Here is a 22,068-nt window from a genome sequence, read left to right as displayed (position 1 = left end):
TTGGATCACTTCACGGGCTTGTGGGACGAGCCGAGGGCGCGCCCCTTGGGAGCGGGGGCGGCGGTCGTGGTGGGGGCGGCGGTCGTGGTGGGCGCAGCCGTGGTCCGGGACGGGGCCGCAGGGTCGGCGGAGGCTGTCGGCCGGCCGGTGGGGCCGGGGGCCTTCCGCACCGCAGTGCCGGAGTTCTTCTGCGCCGCGGTGCGGCTCGCGCTCCGCGCCGGGTGTCCGGTACCGGACGAGGGGTCGGGTGCGGTCGCCCTGGGCCTGGCCGAGTTGGCGGAGTCCGCGTGCGGGACGAACGGAGAGCTGATGCTGGGGCCGCCCAGCATCGTGCTGATCAGCACGGCGACGTAGCCGCCGGCGGGGATCACCAGCAGCCGGGCGGCGCGGAGCACGCGGCGCTGGCGTCGCCCCGAGGAATCGACGAAGACGGGCCGCGCCGACTCGCTCTTGGGCGTGTCAGGTTCTGGCACAGGGTGGCCGGGTGCGTCGAACACCGGGAGCTGCGCTGTGTCGGATACCGGGAGCTGCGCTGTGAGGACGTCACCGTGCGGGGAGTCCCACGCCGTCGTTGTCCGCCCCGTCGGGTACGTCCGCTGCGCGGGCTGCGCCCCGCCCCAGGGCGGCGAGGCCGAGTCGGTGGTGACGCCCGTTACGCCCCCTCCGTACTCGTGGCCATAGGCGTACTCGTGGCCATAGGCATAGGTGTAGCCGGCGCCGCCGTACGGATCCTCGCCGTACACCGCTCCGCTTCCGTCTGTCCATCGCACGAGTCGTGTCCCCTGTCCTGGCCGACCGACGCGGTCGCCCGCATGGAAAGAGCGAACTCGGCCCGAAGTGTTACACCTGGCCCTCACGGGACGGATGAAGTCTCCGGAAAGGTGCGATCTGGACAAGGTGCGAGCAGATGTGCCGATACCCGCCTCAGGCCGGCAGGCAGCGTCGGTCGCGCACCGCCGTAGGCACACCGATGGGCTGCGGCGACGACGTGAAGGGCCACTGGACGTTGTGACACTTTTGTGAGGGCGGACGCTGTTCCTCATGGGCCGTCGTTGCGTCCGGAGCGCGGCGGACGACACGGACTCGCTATCAACCCGGTGCGAACGAGGACAGTCTTGGGCCAGGTAGGGCAACCCCGGCGCGCGAAGACGTACGACGGGGAATTGGGTGCAGCGGTCACGCGGGCCCAGGACGGCGATGATGCCGCTTTCGCGGTGGCCTACCGGCTCGTGCAACCGGGCCTGCTCGGCTATCTGCACGGGCTGGTCGGCGAGGATGCGGAGGACGTGGCCTCCGACGCCTGGCTGGAGATAGCCCGCGACCTCGGACGTTTCAAGGGAGACGGGGCCGGGTTCCGCGGCTGGACCGCGGCCATCGCCCGGCACCGGGCACTGGACCATCTGCGCCGCCAGCGCGTGCGGCCCCGGGCCGGCGGGACCGAACAGGACGTACTGAACCTGCCCGGACCGCACAACACCCATGACCAGGCCCTGGAGTCCCTCTCCACCGAGCAGGCCCTGAAACTGGTTCGCGGGCTGCCGCGGGACCAGGGCGAGGCGGTGCTCCTGCGGGTCGTCGTGGGTCTGGACGGTCCCGCCGCTGCACGCGTCCTCGGCAAGCGTCCGGGAGCGGTGCGCACGGCCGCCCACCGGGGCCTGAAACGTCTCGCCCGCCAGCTGGGCGTCGGCGGCGACGCGGACGAGGGTGTGACGGATGAGGCTTCCCGAACGCTGGGGAAGACGAAATGAACGACGAAGGCGACAGTGGGCGGCCAGAAGGCATCGGGGCCCGGCACCTCAACGAATCGAAGCGGTCGGACAGGAACGGAAGCGGACATGGGTGAACGGCTGAGCGGCGACGGAGCTCCGGTCCGTCACCGGCATGGGCACCCTGACGGCAGCGTGTCCGGCCCGTGGGACGTGCAGGACTCCGCCACGCTGGAATCGGTGCTGGGCGCCGCCATCCGCACGGACCGCCTCGATCCCGAGGCCGAGCAGCGGGCCCTGGCCGCCTTCCGGGCCGCCGCCCACGGCGCGGGCGCGCGCCGGGCACGTACCCGGCGCCGGGACGACTGGCGGCCGCGCGAGGAGCGGAGTGTCCGGCGCCCGGTGCGGATGACGTTCGGCGTGGTGTTCGCCAGCCTCACGCTGGGCGGTATCGCGGTCGCGGCCGTCGGTTCGGCCGGCTCGTCCGCCGGCGGTGCCGGTAGCGGACGGGGGACCGCGCGCCCCTCTGCGGTCGCCCCGGACCAGCCGGGCGGGACGGCCTCGCCGTCGTCCTCCGGCCGCCCCGGCCCCACTGACCGCCCCTACCCCGCACAGGACGCCGAGGCCCACTGCCGCGCCTACAAGCAGGCCGAAGGGCGCGGCAAAGCACTCGACGCGACGGCCTGGCAGCGGCTCGTCGCGGCCGCCGGCGGAAAGGACGAGGTCGCCGCGTACTGCTCCGAACAGCTGACACGTGCGACGGCCGCGCCGAGCGGGCCGGCCGGCACGGGCAAACCCGGCAAGGGCGCCGCGAAAACCGGCAACGGCACAGCGGGGAACACCGGCGCCTCCGGCAACGGCACACCCGACGCCAACCCCGGCGCCACGCACAACGCGACCGGGAACGGTCAGGCAGGCGAGGGAAACGGCGGCGGGAAGCACCATTAGCCCCGCCCCTGAGCAGGCAGAACGGCCCCAGCTTGGTCTCAGTTCTGGTCTCAGTTCTGGTCTCATTCCCCCTCGTTCACCCTCGTTCACCCTCGTTCAGCACCGTCCAGCACGCGCCCGGCGCCTCGCTCCACCACAGCTCAGATCGTTCCTGTACACCCCTGAACCCCCGGACGAAGACTTGGAAAGCGTGTTGGGGGCAACCCCTCACGAGTTCGAATCTCGTATCCTCCGCCATTGCTCTCACCGGGCAATACGTCGAAGGGCCCCACCGCTTGCGGTGGGGCCCTTCGACGTTGTCTCAGCCCTCGTTGTCCTGGTCTTTGTCCACAAGAGCTGTTTCCGGGGGTCCCCAGATCGCCGCGCCGATCTTCCGGGCCACTTCCTTCAACAGGTGGTCGGGGACATGGAGATACCGCGCCGCATCCGTGCGGCCCCGCCCGGTTCCCAACCCATGATCTGGTCGATCACCCGGTCCGGGACGCCCAGCACCATGAGCACCGTTCCGGCCTTGTGCCGGGCGTCGTGCAGTCGGGCCGTCCAGGTGGCGGGCGACCACCGAGGTCCGGTAGGCCATCGCTGATCAGGTGATCCAGGCTCCAGCGATCAAGGAGTTCCCTCACGAGGTGGGCGACCAGGCGGCCCTCCAGATCGGCCGGGCCGACGACGTGGGCGGTGACGATGTGGCGGCTGTGCGCACACATGAGACCGATGGGCCCGACACCATGTCGGGCCCATCGGTCGTTTTGCTTCACGGAACGCCCTCGGCGGGGTTCAGCGGCACAGGGCGGTGTCCACGGCGCGTTCGAGATTCCTCCGGCCCGCCTCGTCGGTGAGCTGCATGGTGACCGCGACGTTGGTGGCGCGGCCGTCGTCGGTGGCGCCGCCCCGGGTCTCGTACCCCGGGAAGCTGCCGCCGTGGCCCCAGGAGAGGCCACCGCACGGCAGCGGCCTGCTGACGAGTCCAAGTCCGTAGCGGGCGCCGGGGCCGAAGGTCGCTTCGGCGGGGACGGTGGAGCGCATCTGGGCGAGCTGGGCCGAGGGCAGGAGGCGGCCGGCCAGGAGTGCGCTGAAGAAGCGGTTGAGGTCGGAGCCGGTGGAGACCATCTGGCCTGCCGCCCAGCCCCAGGAGGGGTCGATCTCCGTGATGTCGCGCAGCGGCACGTCCGCCGATTCCCGGTAGTAGCCGTGGGGGTGGGGCTCCCGAATGCTCGCGTCACCGGGGGCGGGGAAGTAGGTGTGGCGCAGCCCGGCGCGTCGGACGACGCGCCGGTCGATCTCCTCGGCGAGGGGGCGGCCGGTGACCTTCTGGACGATCAGGCCGGCGAGCACGTAGTTGGTGTTGCTGTACTTCCAACTCGTCCCGGGGGCGAAGTCGGCCGGGTGCTGGAGGGCTGTGGCGAGCAGTTCGCGGGGGGTGTAGTACCGGACGTCGTCCCCGAGGTGGTTGCTGTAGTTGGGGAGTCCGCTGGTCTGCTGGAGGAGCTGGCGGACGGTGACGCGCCGTCCGTCGATCCCCTTTCCGCGGACGAGGCCGGGCAGGTAGGTGTCGACGGAGGCGTCCAGGTCCACCCTCCGCTCCGCGACGAGTTGGAGGACGACGACCGCGACGAAGGTCTTGGTGTTGCTGCCGATCCGTACCTGGCCGTCCCTGGGCACCTTCGAGCCGGTGGTCAGGTCGCCCACTCCTGCGGTGTAGGTGCGGATGCGGCCGTCACGGTCCTTGACGCTCGCCAGCGCGGCGGGCATCCCGTCGTCGCGCACCAGCGTGTTCAGGGCCTGCTGGACGGCGCCCGGCCTGGCGGCGGCAGCAGCGGAGGCGGCGGAATCCGAGGCGGAGGCGGCGGGCGGGGCGAGGGCGCCCAGTGTCATGACGCCGATGGCCACCGCGGCCGCGGCGGGCAGGGCCCGTCGCCGCGTGCCCTGCTGCCGGCCCGGCGAGCGAAGCCCTTGCCGGGTCTGTCCACGCATGAGTCAACTCCTGAGGAATCGTTGGACCGTTGTTCGGGTTGCCGGGTTGCCGGGTGCGTGATTCAGCCGCACAGGGCCCTGTCCACGGCGTCCTTCACGTGCTGCGTGGCTGCCTCGTCCGTCGGGATGCTGGTGACCGCGACGTTGGCGGCGCGGCCGTCGTCGGTGACACCGCCCCGGGTCTCGTACCCCGCGATGTCGCCGCCGTGGCCCCAGTAGACGCCGCCGCACGACAGCGGCCTGCTCGTGAGCCCCAGCCCGTAGCGGAGGCCGGAGGTCCCGGCGGGGACGGTCGTGCGCATCTCGGCGAGCTGGGCCGCCGGGAGGAGGCGGCCGGCGAGGAGCGCGGTGAAGAAGCGGTTGAGGTCGGAGTTGGTGGAGATCAACTGGCCTGCGGCCCAGCCCACGGAGGGGTCCATCTCCGTGAAGTCGCGCAACGGTGTGTTCGCCGGGTTGCGGTGGTAACCGTGGGGGTGCGGCTCTCGGATGGTCATCTCGCCGGGGGTGGGGAAGTAGGTGTGGCGCAGCCCGATGCGCTTGATGATGCGCCGGTCCATCTCCTCGGCGAGGGGGCGGCCGGTGACCTTCTGGACGATCAGGCCGGCCAGGACGTAGTTGGTGTTGCTGTACCCCCACGTCGTCCCCGGAGCCGCGTCGGCCTTGTACCGGAGGGCGATGTCGAGCAGTTCGCGGGGCTCGAAGTACCGGTTCCTGATCTCGTCGTCGTCGACGTGGATGCCGTACTCGGGGAGTCCGCTGGTGTGCTGGAGGAGCTGGCGGACGGTGATGCGGCGCCCGTCGATCCCCTTTCCGCGGACGAGGCCGGGCAGGTAGGTGTCGACGGTGGCGTCGAGGCCGATCTTCCCTTCGCCGACCAGCTGCAGGACCACGACCGCCGTGAACGCCTTGGTGTTGCTGCCGATCCGTACCTGGCCGTCCCTGGGCACCTTCGAGCCGGTGGTCAGGTCGCCCACTCCTGCGGTGTAGCTGCGGATGCGGCCGTCACGGTCCTTGACGCTCGCCAGCGCGGCGGGCATCCCGTCGTCGCGCACCAGCGTGTTCAGGGCCTGCTGGACGGCGTCCGGCCTGGCGGTGGCAGCAGCGGAGGCGGCGGAATCGGAGGCGGCGGGCGGGGCGAGGGCGCCCAGTGTCATGACGCCGATGGCCACCGCGGCCGCGGCCGACACGGCTCGACGCCGTCTGCCGCCCTGCTGCCGGGTCGAGGAACGAAGGCCCTGCCGGGTCTGAGCACGCATAAGTCAACTCCTGGGGAATCGTTTGGTCGAGGCACGATCCTGGTTTCCAGGGCCCGCTGACCGCATCGCGGGAAGGCGGGAGAAATCGCTCCCCCGATCGGGGGAGGCTGCCGGGGGGCTGCCCGGCGATACTGGCGCCCATGATCAGGGGAATTCGGCCGCTGCTGCGCGGCTCCACGTATGCGGGTGTGCTGTTCGCCTATTGCGGCGCGCTGGCGAGCCTTCCGCTGCTGCCTTTCGCCCTGTTGCCGGCGCTGTCGTGGCGATCCGCTTCCGAGAGCGTGCAGATCGTCCTGGTCCTGCTGGTCTGGGCGGTACTGGTCGGCGTGGTCGGCCTGGCGCGCCCCGTACGGCGGGCGCTGGTCGTGTCGGCCCGCCGGCTGCTGCGGGTGCCGCTGCCGAATCCGGTGGCCGGTCGCCGGACCTCCGGTTCACTCGGGCTCGACCGCTGGCGGACCCCGCTCTGGCTGGTGCTGCACGTGGCCGTCGGGTGGACGGGGGCGCTGGCGAGCGGGGTGCTGTTCATCATGGGCCTCTCCCTGCCGGGGAACTGGCTCGGCGCCGAGGCGCGGGCGAGTCTGTTCGGCACGTCGGTCCGGGTGTCGGGCGGGTGGAGCTGGGTGGTGGCGGCCGTGTGCATCCTGCTGGCGGTAGCCATCTGCGTACTGGTGACGAAGGCCCTGCGGTGGGCGGCGCCACGGCTGCTGGGGCCGTCGGCGGCCGAACGGCTCGCGCTGGCCGCCGAGCGGGAACAGCTGCTGGCCGAACGCAACCGGATTGCCCACGAGTTGCACGACTCGATCGGGCACACGCTGACGGCGGCCACCATCCAGGCGGCGGTGGCGGGCGAGGCGCTCTCCGCCGACCCGGCGACGGCTCGGGCCGCCATGCGCAGCATCGAGGAGTCGACGCGGGCCGCGCTGGAGGACCTGGACTACGTGCTCGGAGTGCTGCGCGAGGAACAGTCGGGGACGGCGCCGACCCGGACCCTGGCCGACCTCCCCGAGCTGCTGGACCGCCTGCGGCACGCGGGCGCGGTGGTGGAACCGGAGCTGTCGGGCGACCTGGCGCAGGTACAGGGGACGCTCTCCCGGGCGGCGTACCGGATCCTCCAGGAGGGGCTGACGAACGCGCTGCGCCACGGGGCGGGCGGCCCGATCGTGGCCCGGGTGGCGGCCGGGCCGGACGGACTGGATCTCACGGTGGTCAACCGGACCGGGGTACGGACGGGCCCGGGCCCGGGGGCCTTCCCGACCTCCGGCCACGGTCTGCCCGGACTGGCCGAGCGCGTCCGGCTGCTGCACGGTGAGTTCCAGGCCGGCCCGGACGGGACGCAGCACTGGCGGCTGGCCGTCCGGCTGCCGGCGCGGGCGTCGGCGTGAGTGGATCCGACGCGGGCGAAGGCATGGCCCTCCGGCCGCCGGTACGGGTGTCGGCGTGAGTGGATCCGACGCGGGCGAAGGCGTGATTCTCTCCCCCGTCACCAGCCCCGCCGTCACCCTCCTGATCGCGGACGACGAGGAGGTGACCCGCAGCGGCCTGCGCATGCTGCTCGCCGCACAGCCGGGCATCACGGTGGTCGGCGAGGCCGCCGACGGCGTCGAGGCGGTCGAACGGGCGCAGAGCCTGCGGCCGGACGTGGTCCTGATGGACGTACGGATGCCGCGTCGCAACGGGATCGAGGCCACCCGCCAACTGCTGGCCGAAGCGGCCGACCCGCCGAAGGTCGTGGTGATCACCACCTTCGAGAACGACGGCTACGTCACCGCCGCCCTCAGCGCGGGCGCCAGCGGCTTCGTCCTCAAGCGCCTCCCGGTCCGTCAGATCGCCGAGGCGGTCCGGGTGGTGGCGGCGGGCGAAGCGGTCCTCTTCCCGGCCGCACTGGGCCGCATGGTCGCCGCCCGCCCGCTGGGCTCCGCCGAGGCCCTGCCGCACGCCGCCCTGACCGGCCGGGAGGAGGAGGTGCTGCGCCTGATGGCCACCGGGCTCTCCAATCCGGAGATCGCGGAGTCCCTCACGGTGAGCCTGGAGACGGTCAAGACCCACGTCGGAAACGTGCTGACCAAGCTCGGCGCGCAGAACCGGACCCATGCGGTGGTGATCGCGTACGAGTCCGGCCTGGTGGTCCCGGGCTTCGCCGGCTGACCGGCTTCCGCCCCTCTGCGCGGTCGCCCGCAGGCTGCTCAGTACCGGCCGCGACGTAACTCCACAGCTACTCGTATCCTCCGCCCGGCCTCACCGGGCTGAACGAAGGCCCCGACCGGGAAACCGGCCGGGGCCTTCGTCGTGTTCCGTCTCGGTCGATGCCGAGTGGGCTGCTGCCGGCGCTGTCGGGGGCGCCCCCGCTCTCGTCCGTCTGCCCGCCCCGGAGGGCGTGGCGATGCGTCTGTGCGTGGCCGGCTCTACGCCTGACGGAGTCGGGCGATGATGCCGTCGATGTCACGGATGGCCATCTCGGGGCGGACGAAGTGTCCGCCGGGCTCCTCGTGCCACTCGTGCGGGATGCCGGCTTGGTCGAGGCCGGCTCGGAACTCCCGCTGGCCGGCGAGCACTTCGGTCTCGTTGAGCAGGTCGAACGGGTCGACCGGGACGGGACTGGTGCCGGCGACCATGAAGACCCGCTTGTTGCGGTAGCTCTCGATGTGCTCCATGGGGTTGTCGGCGCTGACCCTGGCCTCGTCGAACGGCTCGCCGTAGATCGTGCCGCCGCCCAGGTCCAGGGCCGCGGAGGACACGTTGGCCCAATGGGCGACCGCGCTGAGGTCGCGGCGCAGGCTGGGCGGGCCGGAGTGGGCGCTCACCGAGGCGAAGTGGCCGTAGTACTTGGCTGCGTACTTCAGCGCGCCGAAGCCACCCATCGAGAACCCGCCGACGGCGCGGCCGTCGTACTCGGCGTACGTCCGGAAGTTCGCGTCGATCCACTTGAGCAACTGGTCGATATGGAAGGTCTCCCAATTCCGAGGGCCGGTGTTGGAGTTGACCGGGTTGGAGTACCAGCCCGCGTGTCCGCCGTCGGGCATCACGACGATGATCGGCTTGCCGGCGGTCCAGGCGCGGATGCCTCCCTCCGGCAGCCGGTCCCAGGTCATGAAGTCCTGGTCGGTACCGCCGCCGTGGAACAGGTAGAGGACGGGGTAGGTGCGGCCGCTGGTGTGGTAGTCGTCAGGGAGCAGGACGTTGACGGCGGGGTCCCATTCGACCGCGTCGGTCGCGAACCGGTAGTACCACATGCGGGGGTCGGCCTCGTTGCGGTCCTTGATGGTCAGCCCGAAGCCGTCGCCGGGCCCATCGGCCGCACTGGCCGACGACGCCGTCGCAAGGACGCCTGCGCCGCCAAGAGCCATCGCCGCGGAGATTCCGCCGACGGCCTTCAGGACGCTCCTGCGGGTGGAGAGGTGCTCGCTCAATCTGACCTCCTGGTCGGGAAGTTGCACGAACGGATCGCTTGCTGCGGAACACTCGGGTACGTCATGGTGAGTTCCCCCGTGGCGGGTGCCGTGGAGCCGGCCGAGCCCGCGCCCGGTGCCTTCCCTCTCTCGCCGTTCCCTTGCTTCCCAGCGGTTCTCGGTGGTGACTTGCCAACCCTTGCGGGAGGCGCTGAAATGCCGATGAAATCTCGATGATGCGGGGGAGCGGAGGCTTCGGGATGGACGGGGGATCTCATCAGCGGCTTCGGATCGCGGTGCTCGGGCCGGTGCGGGCCTGGCGTGACGGGACGCCGCTGGACCTGGGGCCGGTTCGGCGGCAGGCGGTGCTGGCCGCGCTGGTGCTGCGTGCGGGCCCGCTGGTCAGCCAGGAGCAGCTGCTCGTCGGCGTGTGGGGTGCACAGCCGCCGAGGTCCGGTCGCCGGGTACTGCCGAGCTACGTCTACCCGCTGCGGAAGGCGCTCGACACGGAGGGCGCCGGACGGACAGGGTCGGTGATCCGCAGTGGCAGGGGCGGGTACAGCTTCATCAGCGACGGAGTGCGGCTCGATGTGGCGGAGCTGGCCGAGCGGGTCGGTGAGGCACAGCGCGCGAAGGCATCCGGTGACCTGGCCACCGCAATGGACCGGTTCACCGAGGCGCTCACCCTGTTTCGAGGCGAGCCCCTGGCCGGGCTGCCGGGGCCGTTCGCGCAGGGCGAGCGGCAGCGGCTGTCGCAGCGGCGGCGCACGCTTCAGCAGGAGAGGCTTGAGTGCCTGGTTCTTCTCGGCCGGTCCGCCGATGCCCTGGACGACCTCGCCGCTGTGTCCGCTCTGCCCGAGTCCGATCCGTACGACGAGTCGCTGACAGCGCTGCGGATGCGTGCCCTGTACGGCAGCGGACGCCAGGTGGCCGCGCTGAGCGCCTATGAGGACATGCGCGAGCGGCTGCGCGACCAGCTCGGGGTCGATCCCGGCGAGGAACTCCGCCGGGTGCACCAGGCGGTGCTGCGCCGGGATGACGAGCAGCTCCTCGGTCCGGCGGTGGCGCGCTCTGCCGCTCCGCCGGACCGGCCCCGGCCCCGCCGCGCGGTCAACGAACTGCCGGGCGACACCGGCCGCCTCATCGGGCGGGAGCGCGAACTGGCGCTGCTGACCGCGTCCTCGCCGCCCGAATCCGTGTCGATCGTGGCGGTGGACGGCACTGCCGGCGTCGGCAAGACCGCGCTCGTCGTCCACGCGGCCGGTGCGCTGCGCGTCCACTACCCGGACGGCTGCCTGTTCGTGGACCTGCGCGCGCACAGCACGGAACGCCAGAGGCAACCGCCGCAGCGAGTGCTGCGGCGGTTGCTGCGCTCGGTCGGCGCAGCCGACAGCGAGGTGCCTGACGACCTCGACGAACTCACCGCGGCCTGGCGGGCCGCGACCAGCTCGCTGCGGCTGCTCCTCGTGCTCGACGATGTGCTGAGCGCGCAACAGATACGGCCGCTGGTGCCCGCCGGGCCGGGCAGCATGGTGATGGTGGCCGGCCGGCGGCGGCTGGCCGGACTGGACACCGATCGACGAGTCAGCCTGGAGCCCTTGGAGACAGGCGATGGGCTGTCCCTGCTCAGGCACATCGTCGGGGAGGAGCGCGCGGACCGGGAGCCGGAGGCGACGCGTGAGCTGGTCCGGCTGTGCGACGGGCTGCCGCTGGCGCTGCGCATCGCCGGGGCACGGCTGCAGACCCGCCCTGCCTGGACGCTGGCGTACCTGGTGGACCGGATGGCGGGCGACGAGCGCCGCCTCGGCGAGCTGAGTGCCGGGGATCGCAGCGTGGAGGCGGCCTTCCGGCTGTCGTACGACCAGCTCGCGCCGGCGCAGCAGCGCGGATTCCGTACCCTGGGCCTGTCGCCGACGGTCGAGTTCGACCCGCTGACATCAGCGGCCATGCTGGGTTGCTCGTCCCGCGACGCCGAGCAGACCCTGGAAAGCCTGGTCGACGCGAGTCTGCTGCAGCAGACTCGTCCGGGCCGCTACCGCTTGCACGACCTGGTTCGGGTGCACGCGCGGCGGCTCGCGGAAGCCGCACCCGCCGAAGCCGGCGCGGCCCGTACAGCCGCACTCCGCCTCTACCTGGACGCGGGCCGGATCACCAGCGACTGGGGCCAAGGCGGTTTCCCCACCGGGCCGCAACCCGCCGGAGCGCCGTTCGCGGACTGGAAGGACGCCGGCGGCTGGCTGGACGCGGCGAGCGGAGAGCTCGTCGACGTCGTCGGGCACGCCGTAGCGCTCGGCGAGGCCGACTACGCGTGCTGGATCGCCGAGGCCCTGAGCGACTACTTCTTACGCCGGGGCCGTTACCACGAGTGCCGAACAGCCCTGGAGATCGCGCTCGCGCACGCGGACGAGGCCACCGACCGGCGGATGGCCCCCGCACTGCGGAACTGCATGGGCATCACCGACATCTATCAGGGCCGCATCCTCCAAGGGCACGCCTGGTTCACCGAGGCGCTTCACCTCAGCCGCCACCGCGCGGACCGGCGCGAAGAGGCGCGGGCCCTGGCCGGGCTGGGGGCCGCCGACCTGAATTCGGGCCGGGCCGAGCGGGCAATTCCCCGTCTCACCGAGGCAGTTGAGCTGGCTCAGCGGCTCGACGACCACTGGCTCGCCGCGATGGGGCTCTGCGTACTCGGCGCCGTCCACCACAGCCAGGGGCGATGCGAGGAGGCGCTGGCCTGCTTCGCCCGCGCCCGTGCCCACGCCGAGACGAACGACAGACCTCGCATGATCAGCATGGCCTCGGGCAACGCCGCCGGCGTCCACCTCGACCTCGGCCAGTACGCTGAGGCCAAGATCCTTTACCGCCGAGCGGCGGACCTGGCTCAGCGGGTCGGGGACATCCTCATGCACGCGATCGTCCTGACCCGGCTGGGCGCGGCAGAGCATGGAGAGGGAAACCTGAGCGCCGCGGCGGCCCTCCACCACCAGGCTCTCGCCCAACACCGGACGCTGTCCCCACTCACTGAACCCAACTGCGACCGGCTGGAGATGGACATCCGTTACCGGCTGGGCCGCACCTACTCAGCGGCAGGCCGCGTCGCCGAGGCACGAGAGCAGTTCCGGACCGCGCTCGCCCTGCCCGGAGCCGACGAGCACCCTCAGGAGCGCGCGCTGGCGATCGCGGGACTCGAAGAGTGCAAAGACTGCTAGCTGGTAGGTCGGCGTGGATGCGGCGTCGCCACCATGCAGACCGCGCCTCTGATCCACCCGGGCTCCGGAGGGCGTGAGCGAGTCACCCGACCCACGCCCGACGGCCAAGTGGGGTCGCAGACCTGGGAGTTCCTCCGCGCTCCCATGCCGGGCCGCGGCCACGAAGGGCCTCTTCGGCCGAGCGCCTGGGCGGTGCCGGTGTCAGGTGGGTGGTGGCTGTTGGGGGACGGATTCGCCGGCTTCCTCGCGTTGTACGGCTGCGTTCACCGCGCCCGGGGGGATCGCGAGCCGTACGGCGGTGTAGTGCACGGCGAGGCTGAGGGCGATGACGATCGCCAGGTCCCACCAGCTGGGGAGGGCGCCGGTGCCGCCGTACCGGCCGAAGTGGGCGATGAGGACCATGCCGCCCAGCCAGGGCAGCACCCAGGCGGCCGATCTCCAGCGCAGCCCGCTGCGTTCGGCGGCGGGGATTCCGCGTCGGGTCAGCGCCAGGACGGCGAAGCCGAGCAGGGCGGCGATGCCGAGCTTCCAGTCGGCCTCGTAGCCGGACCAGTAGAAGATCAAATTGGCGAAGACGAAGCCCGCGGGGGCCAGTACCGACCAGGCGGGCAGCCGGTAGGGGCGCGGTCGGCCGCCGTCGCGGACCCGGAGGGCGTGCAGTGACACCGGCGCGAAGGCGTACATGACCGCGGCCGCCGAGGTGACCAGGCCCACCAGCGCCTGCCAGCTGGGGAACGGCAGGAAGGCGAGCTCGCCGACCACGAAGGCCAGGAGGATCGAGACGACCGGTACGCGGCGGCGGCCGATCCGGGCGAGGGGTCTGGGCAGGACGCGCTCGCGCCCCATGGCGTACGACAGCCGGGCGGCGCCGGCCATGTAGACCAGGCCGGTGCCGGCCGGGGAGATCACCGCGTCGACGTAGAGGATCGTGGCCAGCCAGCCGGCCCCGACGACGGTGGCGAGAGTGGCGTACGGACCGAAATTGCCCTCTCCTACGGGATGGGCCCAGCCATGGGCCAGGGCCGCGGGGTCCAGGGCGGCGATGAAGGCGGCCTGGAGCAGGAGGTAGAGCACGGTGCCGATCGCCATGGCCACGATCACCGCCCGCGAGACGTCACGCTGCGGATCGCGGGCCTCGCCGGCCAGCTGGACCGCCTGCTCGAAGCCGAGCAGCGCGAACACCACACCGGCGGGCAGCGCCGCGAAGACGCCGTGTGCCCCGTTCGGGGCGAAGCCGCCGCCGGCGGTGAAGTTCCCACCGTGGAACGCCAGCGTCATCAGGACCACCACGGTCAGCAGGGGTACGGCTGTCTTGATGACGGCGGTGACCGAGTTGGTGGAGGACAGCAGCTGCACTCCGAGGACGTTGATGAAGGTGAAGAGCACCATGAAGCCGGTCCCGATCACCAGGCCCGCGACGGTGAGGGTGCCGTTGGCGTGCAGCATGTGGACCCGGTCGTGGATCCAGCCGATGCGGTCCAGGTAGGAGAGGGTGGCCTCCACCTCGATCGGCGAGATCAGGACCGACCGCAGCCAGGACATCCAGCCCGCGGTGAAGCCGACCAGCGGACCGAAGGCGAAGAACGGGAACCGTGCGGTGCCGCCCGCGACCGGATACGTGGCACCCAGCTCGGCATGGGCCAGCGCGAGCACCGCCAGCATCGCCGACGCGAGCACCCAGGAGACCATTGACGCGGGACCGGCGATGACGGCGGTGGTGAGCGCCCCCAGCAACCAGCCCGAGCCGATGATCGACCCGAGCGAGATGAACATCAGGCCCCAGAACCCGACCGCCCTACGGAGGTGGCGGGCTCCGGCGGTGCCCTCACCCCCGGCTGTGTGGGGCTTTGTCACGCGCGCTCCTGGTTCATCACATCACCATGGTGGGGCCGGGGAGCGAGCCTCGCTCGTTTTGGCGCCGTGTGGGGTGAGTACTCGTGGTGTCACGGTCGCCAGGCAGTGGCTGTCCGGGTGCGCCCCGGACCGTGGCCCCCCCCGGGGGACCCGGGCTGCCCCGTAGTCCCCCGAGAGCTCCCGGGCTCCCCTGTCGTCAGCGCCCCCCTACGGCCGCACCGCAGTATGCGAAGTGCCGTTGCGGGACGGGGGATGGGCGTGGAACAGCGTCGCGTACAGGCCGTGTTGGTCGAGGAGTTGGGGGTGGGTGCCCGATTCCACCAGGCGGCCTTGGTCCAGGACCAGGATGTGGTCGGCGTCGGCGGCGAAGTCCAGGTCGTGGGTGATCACGATGGTGGTGCGGCCTTCGGCGAGGCGGCGTAGTGGCGCGATGATGCGCTGGGTGGCCAGGGCGTCCAGGCCGGTGGTGGGCTCGTCGAGGATGAGTACGGGGGCGTCGCGGAGCATGGCGCGGGCGATCGCGATGCGCTGGAGCTGGCCGCCGGAGAGCCGGGCGGTGCCGGGGGCGATGACGGTCTGGTAGCCGTCCGGAAGGGCGGAGATGAACTCGTCGGCGTCGGCTGCCTGCGCGGCCTGTACGACGTCACTGTGGGTGGCGTGGTCGCGTCCGCAGGCGATGTTCTCCTCGACGGTGTCGTGCAGGACGAGGGTTTCCTGGGGCAGGAGGGTGATGTTCCGGCGGAGGTGGACGAGCGGCAGCCGGTTCACGGGGATGCCGTCCAGGTGGATGCTGCCGGCATCGGGGTCGTAGAACCTGAGCAGCAGCGCGGCCAGGGTCGACTTGCCGGCGCCGCTGGGGCCGGTGACGACCAGGATCTCCCCGGGGCCCGCGGTGAAGGAGAAGTCCCGGAGAGCCGCGTCGGGGCTGCCGGGGTAGCAGAAGGTGACCCGGCGTGCTTCGACCTCGCCGGCCGCGCGGTGCGGTGCGGTGGCGACGGCGGTGGGGTCCGGGTCGGTGACGGCGGGCCGGACGTCGAGGATCTCCAGCAGTCGTGCGGCTCCGGCGGTCGCCTCGGTGGCCATCAGACCCAGCTGGCCCAGGGAACGGATCGGCGGGTAGAGGTAGCCGATGAAGGCGGCGAAGGCGAGGAGCTCTCCGAGGGACATCCGGCCCGCGGCGATCTCCCATACGCCCAGGCCGATGATCGTCAGGACGCAGAGCGTTTCGAGGACCTCCACGATTTGCTCGTAGAACTCGTTGATGCGGGCACTGGACACCGATGCCCTCAGCTGGCTGCTCGCCTCGCGGCGGAGCCGCTCCTCCTCGTCGTGCTGCCGGTTGTAGGCCTGGGTCAGGACGACGTTGACCAGTCCCTCCTCGACAACCGAGGTGATGGCGCCGTCCGCCGCGCGTTCCCGGCGGGACACCTCTTTGAGACGGCCCGTGAAGCGGCGGGTGGTGATCAGGAACAGCGGGGCCAGGACGAAGGTGGCGAGCGCCATGTCCCAGCGCAGCCAGAGGGCGGCAGCGGCGTAGAAGAGGACGCCGAACAGGGCCGTGGCCGCCTGGACCAGGCCGGAGACCACGAGCTGTTCGATGGCGTCCACATCGCCCGTCATCCGCTCGACCAGGTCACCGCGGCGATTGCGCTGGAAGAAGTGTGGCGGCAGCGTCTGGAGATGGGCGAAGACGCGGGCCCGTAGCCGCATGACAAAGCGTTCGGCGGTCCAGGCCGCGAGGGAGCTGCCCAGGTATCCGACCACGGCGCCGGCGACGGCTACGGCGAGCCACTGGCCGGCCGGGGTCCAAAAAGCGCTTACCGACCCCTTCTGCAGGGCGTTGTCGGTGAGTTCGGCGAAGAGAAGGATCGCGACGGTCTCCGCGAGTGCGGCCACGATGGCGCAGACGAAGATGAGGATCAGCCAGCGTCGGTCACCTTTCGTCAGCGGCCAGAAGCGCCGCCAGGCTTCCTTGACGCTGACCCTCCTGGTGCGGATCGGGGCGTCCGCCGTCGGGACCCGGAGTACACGGCCCTCGCCCTTGTTGGGCATATCGCCGGTCGTGTCAGAGGTATGTCCGGAGGAAGAATCTTGCCCAACGGACAGGAGATCCCTGCCTTGTTGGGGCGGCGCCTCAGTGCGTGCTGAGCGCCGGCGTGAGCTGTGCAGGTGCATAGGGTCGCCACGTCAGGTCGGGCAGTGCGCACTGTTGACCGGAGTTGGGCTGTTGACCGCCATCAGACGCAGTGCAGACGGTACGGGCTCCTGACCGACGGGGCGGGCTCGCGATGTACGCGAGCCCGCCCCGCACTCAGGGCCGTTGGTCAGTAGTAGCCGAATCCACGACCACGACCACGACCGCGTCCGCGACCGCCGAAGCGACCGCGCCCGCGCCCGCGACCGCGACCGCCGAAGCGACGCCCTCCGCGCCCGCCGTACCAGTCATCGTCGTGGCGCCTGCGCCTGGGGAAAACATTCCGGAAGCTCATGCTCGCCTCCCTGCGTTGATTGCTTTGTGGTGCGCCGTTTCCAGCGCCTCAACTCCCAAGCTACGACGCATACCTACCTTCAACAAGGCGATATGCGTGAAAATTCAGATATGGGCGGATACGCCCCTTATCTACCTGCGAAGAGTGCCGCTGAGTAACTCTCCGGATACCGCACGGCGGGAGCGGTCGACAGCGGTCGGCCCTGGAAAATCCGCCTACCTGTGCACACCAACTACCTGCCGACCACCTGCCGACTACGCGTCAACTGCCCGTCGACCACCTTTCGACTCTCCGCCACCTCCCCACGTGGGGAGGGGAGTTGAGGCCGTCAGTCGAGCCGCTCGCCCTTCGCGGACGCCGGCCGCGCTGACACCGACCGTGCTGACACCGGCTCGGCCACGGCAGCGGGGCGCCGCATGAACGTCGCGGCCACGCCGGTGGCGACGATGAGGCCGACGGCGGCCCAGAAGGCGCTACGGGCGCCGCTCAGCGTGGTGACTCCGGTCGGCGGGCCGAGAGCCGTGGCGTGGAGGAAAATGGTGCCGAGCAGGGCGACACCGAGCGTGCCGCCGAGCTGCTGAGCGGCGTTGAGCAGACCGGCCGCCGAGCCGGTTTCGTGCGGGCGGACCCGGCCGAGGGCGGTGGTGAAGAACGGGACGGCGAAAAGCCCCTGTCCCAGCCCGCACGCCGCCAGGGCGGCCGGCAGCGGCCAGGGGTATGCCGTGGCCGGGCTCGTGGCGTAGACGGCGATGGCGGCCAGTGCGCCGCCGAGCAGGGCGGCGAGCCCGGCGAACATCACGCGGGAGCCGCTGCGGGGCACCAGGCGGGCGCCCGCGATCCAAGAGGCGATCGCCATCGCGCACGACCACGGCAGCAGGGTGAGGCCGGCCGAGCGGACGTCAGTGTGCGGCCCGAGCTGGAGCTGGAGCACGACGACCACCATCAGGCCGTTGACCACCGCGAAGAACAGCACGGAAGCGGCCAGCGCGGCGGGAAAGCCGCGGTCCCGGAACAGACCGGCCTCGACGAGTGCACTGCCGCCCCGCCGCGTACGGCGACGCTGGTGAAGCCCGAACACCACCATGACCAGGAGGCCGGCGGCGAGGGTTCCCCAGGCCCGGGGCGACCCGCCGGCCCTGTCGCTCTCGATGAGGGGGTGGACGAGCAAACCCGTACCGAGGACCGCCAGCGCCGTACCGGTGAGGTCGAGCCGCGGCCGCCGGGCGGACCGGTCCTCGCGCAGGAGCGGTGCCGCGGCGAGCACACCGAGCCCCAGGGGGAGATTGACGAGGAAGACCGACCGCCAGGAGGAGCCGAGTACATCGGCGTGGGTCAGCACCCCGCCGAGAACGGGCCCGCACACCGCGGACAGGCCCATGACCGGGCCGATGCTGCCCATGGCTCTGGCCAGTTCGTCGCCGGTGAACATGCTGCGGATCAGACCGATGGTCTGGGGGATGACCAGGGCGGCCGCGGCGCCCTGGACGGCCCGCGCGGTGATCAGCATCGCGGGTGAGACGGCCAGCGCGCAGAGCAGCGAGGCGAGCACGAATCCGGCCACACCGATCCGGAAGACCCGCTTTCGCCCGGCGATGTCGCCGAGTCGACCGCCGGTGATCAGGAGGACGGCGAACGGCAGGGTGTAGGCGGCGCTGAACCACTGGATGTCGGAGGCGGGCCCGCCGAGGTCGGTATGGATCACCGGTGCGGCGACCGTCATGATCGTGGAGTCCAGCAGGTTCATCGCCTCGGCGGCCAGCAAGGCCGCGAGCGCGGCCCAGCGCCGGTGGTACGGCGCGCCCGGCGACGCCGACAGGTCCTTCGGCATGTGTTCTTCCCTTCGGCAGCGAGTGGTGTCTTCGCGGCCGAGCGTGCTGCCACGTACTGTCGGCGTTCCATCTGTGGCGCAGAGATCGCCGATCTGTTCCATGGAGCCGGAAAGGATGAAGGATTTATCCATGCATGCCACAGCCAGGCGGAACCCAGCCATGCTGGACGAGGTCGACCGCGGTCTGATCCATGCGCTGCACATCGACGGGCGGGCGCCTTTCAGCCGGATCGGTGCCGTGCTCGGCGTATCGACCCAGACCGTCGCCCGCCGCTACCGGCGGCTGCGCGCCGATGCCGCGCTCCGTGTCGTCGGACTCGCCGACCCGCACCGCGCGGGCCGGGCCCAGTGGCTCGTACGGCTGACCGCCGGCCCGCACAGCGCCCAGGATCTCGCCCATGCGCTGGCCCGGCGGGCGGACACCTCCTGGGTGAAGCTCGCCTCCGGCGGCACCGAGATCATCGCGGTCGTCCACACCCCGGCCGGCGGCGCCGGCGGCCACTCACTGCTGCTGCACGACATCCCCCGTACCGCCGGCATCACCACGGTCTCCGCGCACTACCTGCTCCACAGCTACCTGGGCGGCCCCACCGCCTGGCGCGGCCGCGCCGGCACCCTGACCGACCGGCAGCAGCGCCAACTCGCGCCCGAGGACAGCGGCCGCGTGACCGCCGGGCAGTCACTGACCGACGCCGACCACGCCCTGCTGACCGCGCTCCAGCGGGACGGCCGGGCCGGCCACGCCGAATTGGCCGTGGCCACCGGCTGGTCGCCGGCCACCGTCGCCCGCCGCCTCACCGCCCTGCAGGCCGGCGGCGTGATCTTCTTCGACGTCGAGGTCGACGACGCGTGGTTCGGTGCCACCACCCAGGCGCTGCTGTGGATGACCGTCACCCCCGCACACCTGGAGCAGGTCGCCACCACCCTGGCCGGGCACCACGAGCTCGCCTTCGTCGCCGCCACCACCGGCCGTACGAATCTGGTCGCCCACGCCCTGTGCCCCGACCCGGCGGCCCTGCACGACTACCTCACCCACCGCCTCGGCACCCTCGGCGCGATCCACACCCTCGAAACCGCACCCGTGCTGCGCACCGTCAAGGGCGCGGGCCCGATCGCGCCGGCCAGGGAGGGCCGGCGACTGCCCCCACGGTCCGGGTGACCGTTGCCGGCGGCCTGGGGCGGGCGACCCCCACCCCCCGGCGCCGCACCACCCCGGCCGTGGTCGTACGGCCTCAGGACCGCTTGCCGCGCATCAGGAACAGCCCCACCGCCGACGCGATGAGCACGACGCCGCTGGTCACGCTGATCAGGACCTGCTGTACGCCGTCGAAGGCGAAGCTGGTGGAGACATTGACGACGAGGGCCACGGTGAGCACGAACCAGAGCAGGGCCTTCATTTTTTTTGGGGTTCCTTCCACGGGAGTTCCTTGAAACGGGGAGCGGTGAATCTCTGCCACCGACAATGCCGTCACCAAGCCGCCGGTTCGAGGGAGCGCTCCCCCGAACCGTTGGTGTAGCGCGCTACACCAACGCCGGGGAGCACGCTCGCCCGCGCCCTGCGGCCCGGTCGCATAGCCTGATGACCATGGGGGAGACAGTACGACGGGCGGGGCGGGCCACGGTCCAGTTGCTGACGGCGGCCGGGCTGGCCCTGGTGTCGTATCTCTTCCTCGGCGTACTGCTGTTCACCGCCGTCGCGACGGTCATCGTGGTCGGCGCCGGTGTGCTGCCCGAGACGGTCCTGATGCTGCGTCGGATGGCCGGGTTCAAGCGGCGCCGGGTGGCGGCCTGGACGGGCGAGGCGGTCCCCGAGGCCTATCTGCCGCTCACCGGCACGCTGTCCGAGCGGGTGCGTACGGCGACCGGGGACCCCGGTACGTACCGGGATCTGCGCTGGCTCGCCGTCCACTTCGGCTACGGCTGGTTCCTGGCGTACATCTCGCTGCCCCTCTGGGTCATCGGCCTGCTCGTCGACGGCGTGTGGTGCGGGCTGCTGGGGCGGCGGGCCGTCGTGCTGCCGCAGATCACCCGCCTCGCCGACCTCGACGCGGCCTGGTCGCGCGCGCTGCTGCTGCCGTCGCCGGAGCACCGGCACACCGCGCAGCTCGCCGAGCGCGTCGAGGAGCTCACCGTCACCCGGGCCGGCGCGGTCGCCGCGCACGGTGCCGAACTGCGCCGTATCGAACGGGATCTGCACGACGGCACGCAGGCCCGCCTGGTAGCGCTGTCGATGCGGGTGGGGCTGGCCAGGCGCGCGTACGACAAGGATCCCGAGGCGGCGCGCAAACTCCTCGACGACGCCCAGGACCAGGTCGAGGAGGCCCTCACCGAGCTGCGGCACGTCGTCCGCGGCATCCATCCGCCGATCCTCACCGACCGGGGTCTGGTGGGAGCGGTGCGGGCGCTCGCGGCGAGCAGCGGGCTCGATGTGGCGGTGCGCGCGGACGGGGTGGAGGAGGGCCCGCGGGCCCCGGCGGCGGTCGAGGCGGCCGCGTACTTCGTCGTCGCGGAGGCGCTGACCAACGCCGCGAAGCACAGCGGAGCCGACCGGGCCGCCGTCGAACTCGTCCGTAGGGCGAGCCTGTTGACGGTCTCGGTACGCGACGAGGGACGGGGCGGCGCCGAGACCGCCTCCCCGGCGGGCGCCTCCGGCGGAGCGTCGGGCGGCAGCGGGCTGCTCGGCATCCGGCGCCGGGTCGCGGCGCTCGACGGGACCGTGCAAGTGACCAGCCCCGTCGGGGGGCCGACCGTGATCGGAGTGGAGCTGCCGTGCGCGTGGTGATCGCTGAGGACAACGCCTTGCTGAGGGAGGGGATCGTCCTGCTGCTGACCTCCGCCGGACACGAGGTGGTGGCGGTCGCGGCCAGTGGGCCCGAGGTGCTGCCCGCGCTCCTCGCCCACCGGCCGGACGTGGCCGTACTGGATGTGCGGATGCCGCCCGGGTTCCGCGACGAGGGGCTGCGGGCGGCGCTCGCGGCCCGGCGGGAGATCCCCGGCCTGCCGGTTCTGGTGCTGTCGCAGTACGTGGAGGAGACCTACGCCGCCGAGCTGCTGGGCGGCGGCGCGAGCGGGGTCGGCTACCTGCTGAAGGACCGGGTGGGGCGGGTCGACGAGTTCCTGGACGCGCTGGAACGGGTCGCGGCGGGCGGTACGGCGCTGGACCCGGAGGTGGTGACGGAGCTGCTGACCCGGCGCCGCGACAATCCGCTCGACGCCCTGACGCCGCGCGAGCGCGAGGTGCTGCAACTGATGGCGGAGGGCCGGGACAACACCACGATCGCGGAGCTGCTGGTGGTGTCGGACCGGGCGGTCAGCAAGCACATCGGGAATGTCTTCGCGAAGCTCGGGCTGCCGCCGAGCGACAGCGGGCATCGGCGGGTGCTGGCGGTGTTGGCGTATGTGAACGGGGCGTCCTGAACGT

At 71.8% G+C, this 22,068-nt stretch carries 17 protein-coding genes and 1 pseudogene; 8 read left to right on the top strand and 10 right to left on the bottom strand.

The features are described 5' to 3' along the window. Positions 1-5 precede the first annotated feature (5 nt). On the bottom strand, positions 6-770 hold the full coding sequence (locus tag KI385_RS24635; RefSeq protein WP_238574302.1) for a hypothetical protein: 765 nt from the start codon (positions 768-770) through the stop codon (positions 6-8). Between the two features lie 345 nt (positions 771-1,115). On the opposite strand from KI385_RS24635, the gene KI385_RS24630 reads away from it, so the two are divergent. Together KI385_RS24630 and KI385_RS24625 are read left to right on the top strand one after the other, a co-directional pair. Then, entirely contained in the window at positions 1,116-1,748 is a 633-nt protein-coding gene (locus KI385_RS24630) for an RNA polymerase sigma factor (protein WP_238574301.1), read from the top strand. Positions 1,749-1,901: 153 nt separating this feature from the next. Continuing rightward, positions 1,902-2,654 (top strand): hypothetical protein, encoded by a 753-nt coding sequence (locus tag KI385_RS24625; protein ID WP_238574300.1) that lies wholly within the window; start codon positions 1,902-1,904, stop codon positions 2,652-2,654. 301 nt (positions 2,655-2,955) lie between these two features. Here the strand turns inward: KI385_RS24625 and KI385_RS24620 are convergent. The 3 genes and pseudogenes from KI385_RS24620 to KI385_RS24610 form a co-directional block, all read right to left on the bottom strand. After that, a pseudogene (locus KI385_RS24620) lies at positions 2,956-3,188 on the bottom strand (site-specific integrase); the annotation flags it as partial. Between the two features lie 240 nt (positions 3,189-3,428). Continuing rightward, positions 3,429-4,625, bottom strand: coding sequence for a serine hydrolase domain-containing protein (locus KI385_RS24615; protein ID WP_238574299.1), 1,197 nt, complete (start codon positions 4,623-4,625; stop codon positions 3,429-3,431). Between the two features lie 62 nt (positions 4,626-4,687). Beyond that, on the bottom strand, positions 4,688-5,881 hold the full coding sequence (locus KI385_RS24610) for a serine hydrolase domain-containing protein (protein WP_238574298.1): 1,194 nt from the start codon (positions 5,879-5,881) through the stop codon (positions 4,688-4,690). Between the two features lie 140 nt (positions 5,882-6,021). Here KI385_RS24610 and KI385_RS24605 point away from each other — a divergent pair, with 140 nt between their 5' ends. Beyond that, positions 6,022-7,263 carry a sensor histidine kinase gene (locus KI385_RS24605; protein WP_238574297.1) on the top strand — a complete coding sequence of 414 codons (1,242 nt, stop codon included), beginning with the start codon at positions 6,022-6,024 and terminating at the stop codon, positions 7,261-7,263. Positions 7,264-7,318: 55 nt separating this feature from the next. Further along, positions 7,319-8,026: a response regulator transcription factor gene (locus tag KI385_RS24600; protein WP_238574296.1), complete on the top strand. Its 708-nt coding sequence runs from the start codon at positions 7,319-7,321 to the stop codon at positions 8,024-8,026. Positions 8,027-8,283: 257 nt separating this feature from the next. Here the strand turns inward: KI385_RS24600 and KI385_RS24595 are convergent, their stop codons facing one another. Then, on the bottom strand, positions 8,284-9,288 hold the full coding sequence (locus tag KI385_RS24595) for an alpha/beta hydrolase (RefSeq protein WP_238574295.1): 1,005 nt from the start codon (positions 9,286-9,288) through the stop codon (positions 8,284-8,286). A gap of 239 nt (positions 9,289-9,527) precedes the next feature. On the opposite strand from KI385_RS24595, the gene KI385_RS24590 reads away from it, so the two are divergent. Then, a complete protein-coding gene (locus tag KI385_RS24590; protein WP_238574294.1) occupies positions 9,528-12,476 on the top strand; it encodes an AfsR/SARP family transcriptional regulator in 2,949 nt (982 codons plus the stop codon). A gap of 201 nt (positions 12,477-12,677) precedes the next feature. Here the strand turns inward: KI385_RS24590 and KI385_RS24585 are convergent, their stop codons facing one another. The 4 genes from KI385_RS24585 to KI385_RS24575 form a co-directional block, all read right to left on the bottom strand. After that, positions 12,678-14,330, bottom strand: coding sequence for an APC family permease (locus KI385_RS24585; RefSeq protein ID WP_238574293.1), 1,653 nt, complete (start codon positions 14,328-14,330; stop codon positions 12,678-12,680). 207 nt (positions 14,331-14,537) lie between these two features. Then, the gene (locus KI385_RS24580; RefSeq protein ID WP_238574292.1) at positions 14,538-16,382 is read right to left on the bottom strand and encodes an ABC transporter ATP-binding protein; all 1,845 of its coding nucleotides are present in this window, start codon (positions 16,380-16,382) and stop codon (positions 14,538-14,540) included. 259 nt (positions 16,383-16,641) lie between these two features. Then, positions 16,642-16,776, bottom strand: a complete 135-nt coding sequence (locus KI385_RS43975) for a hypothetical protein (protein ID WP_281066898.1) — start codon at positions 16,774-16,776, stop codon at positions 16,642-16,644. A 371-nt stretch (positions 16,777-17,147) separates the two neighbouring features. Then, a complete protein-coding gene (locus KI385_RS24575) occupies positions 17,148-18,647 on the bottom strand; it encodes an MFS transporter (protein WP_238574291.1) in 1,500 nt (499 codons plus the stop codon). A 130-nt stretch (positions 18,648-18,777) separates the two neighbouring features. On the opposite strand from KI385_RS24575, the gene KI385_RS24570 reads away from it, so the two are divergent. Continuing rightward, positions 18,778-19,806 (top strand): Lrp/AsnC family transcriptional regulator, encoded by a 1,029-nt coding sequence (locus KI385_RS24570; protein ID WP_238574290.1) that lies wholly within the window; start codon positions 18,778-18,780, stop codon positions 19,804-19,806. Between the two features lie 73 nt (positions 19,807-19,879). Here the strand turns inward: KI385_RS24570 and KI385_RS24565 are convergent, their stop codons facing one another. After that, positions 19,880-20,044: a hypothetical protein gene (locus KI385_RS24565; RefSeq protein ID WP_238574289.1), complete on the bottom strand. Its 165-nt coding sequence runs from the start codon at positions 20,042-20,044 to the stop codon at positions 19,880-19,882. Between the two features lie 188 nt (positions 20,045-20,232). Here KI385_RS24565 and KI385_RS24560 point away from each other — a divergent pair, with 188 nt between their 5' ends. Then, positions 20,233-21,429, top strand: a complete 1,197-nt coding sequence (locus KI385_RS24560; protein ID WP_238574288.1) for a sensor histidine kinase — start codon at positions 20,233-20,235, stop codon at positions 21,427-21,429. Then, positions 21,417-22,064 carry a response regulator transcription factor gene (locus KI385_RS24555; protein WP_238574287.1) on the top strand — a complete coding sequence of 216 codons (648 nt, stop codon included), beginning with the start codon at positions 21,417-21,419 and terminating at the stop codon, positions 22,062-22,064. Before KI385_RS24560 ends, KI385_RS24555 begins: the two co-directional genes overlap by 13 nt. Positions 22,065-22,068 lie beyond the last annotated feature (4 nt).

Origin of the sequence: Streptomyces inhibens, assembly GCF_022221585.1 — a bacterium.
GTDB classification, from domain to species: Bacteria; Actinomycetota; Actinomycetes; order Streptomycetales; family Streptomycetaceae; genus Streptomyces; species Streptomyces inhibens.
The sequence above is the reverse complement of the archived record's forward strand: the minus strand, read 5'-3'. Positions and strand labels throughout refer to the sequence as shown.